Annotated in this window: 4 protein-coding genes; all 4 read right to left on the reverse strand. The window is 42.9% G+C overall.

The annotated features are described in order from the left end of the window. Positions 1 to 876 (reverse strand): c-type cytochrome biogenesis protein CcmI (gene ccmI / locus ACQKCG_RS13845; RefSeq protein WP_427585495.1); only part of this gene is annotated, 876 nt, incomplete at its 3' end. Further along, on the reverse strand, positions 873 to 1,355 hold the full coding sequence (locus ACQKCG_RS13850) for a cytochrome c-type biogenesis protein (RefSeq protein ID WP_020443538.1): 483 nt from the start codon (positions 1,353 to 1,355) through the stop codon (positions 873 to 875). The genes ccmI and ACQKCG_RS13850, both read right to left, overlap by 4 nt. Positions 1,356 to 1,438: 83 nt before the next feature. Next, positions 1,439 to 2,101, reverse strand: a complete 663-nt coding sequence (locus ACQKCG_RS13855; RefSeq protein ID WP_011513682.1) for a DsbE family thiol:disulfide interchange protein — start codon at positions 2,099 to 2,101, stop codon at positions 1,439 to 1,441. After that, a partial coding sequence (locus tag ACQKCG_RS13860; protein WP_427552166.1) for a cytochrome c-type biogenesis CcmF C-terminal domain-containing protein occupies positions 2,102 to 2,386 on the reverse strand: 285 nt, incomplete at its 5' end.

Raw genomic sequence — 2,386 nt, forward strand, 5'->3', positions numbered from 1 at the left:
TAAGCTTGCTAAAGCTTTAGTATGATCACCTGGTTTGGCCACAATGCTGCCTTGTAAGCGTTTAATCCAACCTTGCGCTTGGGCAAAGTTACTACTACGAGTCTCACCCATTGCCATGAGCATTTGAGCCCGTTCATGCTGCGGATTCTTAGCTAATATAGCTTGTAATACACGGCGAATATTGGCGTCTAACTGACCTTCATTAACGAAAAAGCTAGTCTGAGCATAAGTGGTGGCGATTTCTTCATTTTCAGGAGCTAAACGATAGGCACGAGATAAGGCTTCCAGCGCAGAATCAGTTGCCTCCATAGATAAGAAAAGCTCGGATAGGCGCATCCAGCGATTAGGATCATCAGCATTACGATGAACATTGGTTTGCATGGCGCTAATCAGTTGACGACCATCTTCAAACGCCCATGATGGCGGCTTGTCAATTTTAGCTGTCAATAGGTCGTCAGCCACTTGTCCTACTTTGTCCTCAGCTGTCCACAAATCAAACACGGGCGTACGATTGCCTATTAGTAAATACGCCATTGCAGCCAATATTGGGATCCAAGCTGCGACAATTAAACGGCTTTTGACATCAGGGGTGACCATAGGTGTTATCTGACGCTGCACATCTAATAGCTGACGCTCCAGTTCCAGCTTTTGATTTTGATAATGGCTATTATTAATAGTACCGCTGTCTTTATCTGTTTGTAGCTCAGCTAAACGTTCGCGAAATACTGCAACATTAATATCTAGCAGTTGATTGTCTATTGGTTTGGACTGCAAACGCGGTGCTCGTAGCCATGGCATAATAGCAATCAGCGCAAATATAAGAGCAATCAGCAAGCTTAGAGTTACAAATAAGCCAAAAGTAGAAAATAGAGTCATTTTTTGTCCTCTAGGCTAGTAATGTCGTGGTCGACACTCTCAGCTTGCGATAATAGACGATCAAGCTCAGCCTTTTCCGTAGAGGTCAAGGCAGCAGTACTGTTCACTGTGACGCCGCTTTGACCACGGGCAACAACTTGGCGACGCTTACTTTGCCAAAACCAACCAATAATTAAGACGAGCAATAATAGTGGTGGAAAAAACCATAGGATCCATGTTGATGGTCGCATAGGCGGCTTGTAGCTAATAAAGTCACCGTAGCGCTCTTGCATATAGACGCGTATTTCAGCATCACTACGTCTATCTTTAATTAAATCATAGACTTTTTGCTTTAGATCCTGTGCAATCGGTGCATCAGAGGCTGCAAGGTTTTGATTTTGGCATTTTGGGCAGCGAAACTCTTCTATTAATCCACGATACTGAGCTTCTTGCTGTGGTGAGTCAAAATCGTATACGTCAATAGCTGCGTTTGCCGTCATGTTAAGCAGACACGCTAGTATTAAGCTTGCTAGTTTTAAAACTATATTGGGTTTTAGTTGAGGAGCTCTTATTCGAGTAACGTTCATTTGCACATCTCCTCAACCTGAATGAGATCAGGACTATCGTTGTTCTTATTAGCCTTATTAAGTACTGTCAGGCACGGCTTAACACGCTGTTGCCAATTGGCTTCATTAATCTCACCAACAATATGCTGACGAATGATGCCATCTCCATCCACAACAAAGGTTTCGGGCGCACCAGTTATGCCTAAGTCTAGAGCAAACTGACCCAATGAATCCTGAATAGACATAGAAAATGGATCACCGCCTCGGTTTAAGTAACTGAGCGCATTACCAATCTCATCCTTATAATTCACACCAACGATATCAACGCCGCGCTCTTCTAGTTGCATTAAAAACGGATGCTCAATAACGCAAGTTGGGCACCATGAGCCCCAAACATTAAGTAAAAACGGCTTATCCGGCAAATTATCATTGGTGATAGTACGGGTAGTATCTGCTAATAACGGCAGCTCAAAGGTAGGAACCGGACGCTCAAGAGCGGTATTGGTCACAATGTCTGTTGGTTTACCTAAGCGCATGTACAATATAACTACCAAACCAAAAAAGAGGATAAGCGGAATTAAGAACCATAGCTTCGTCTGCTTTTTTTTCATTGTCTTTGGGTTACGCTGCTTACTGTTTTGGCTATCTTTTTGCTCAGGAGTATTATTCGACATAGTCATTTATTTCTCCTTTAGTGTCGACATCGTCGATACTGAGATTGCCTGCTCAATAGCTACCTCATTGACTCCATAAGTAGCCAAACTACCAGTAACTAGCAACGGAGCTTTAATTTTTTTGATGCGGTATCGTTTATCAAGCATACTAATTAATCCACCTAGAGCCATGATAATTGCCCCTAACCAAATCCAGCGAATTAATGGTTTTACATAAATCCTTAATGCCCATTGGTTACTACCATCGGCAATAGGTTCGCCCAGTGCGACATAAACATCGCGCATAAGACT

Origin of the sequence: Psychrobacter sp. NPDC078929, from assembly GCF_050267985.1 — a bacterium.
GTDB lineage: Bacteria > Pseudomonadota > Gammaproteobacteria > Pseudomonadales > Moraxellaceae > Psychrobacter.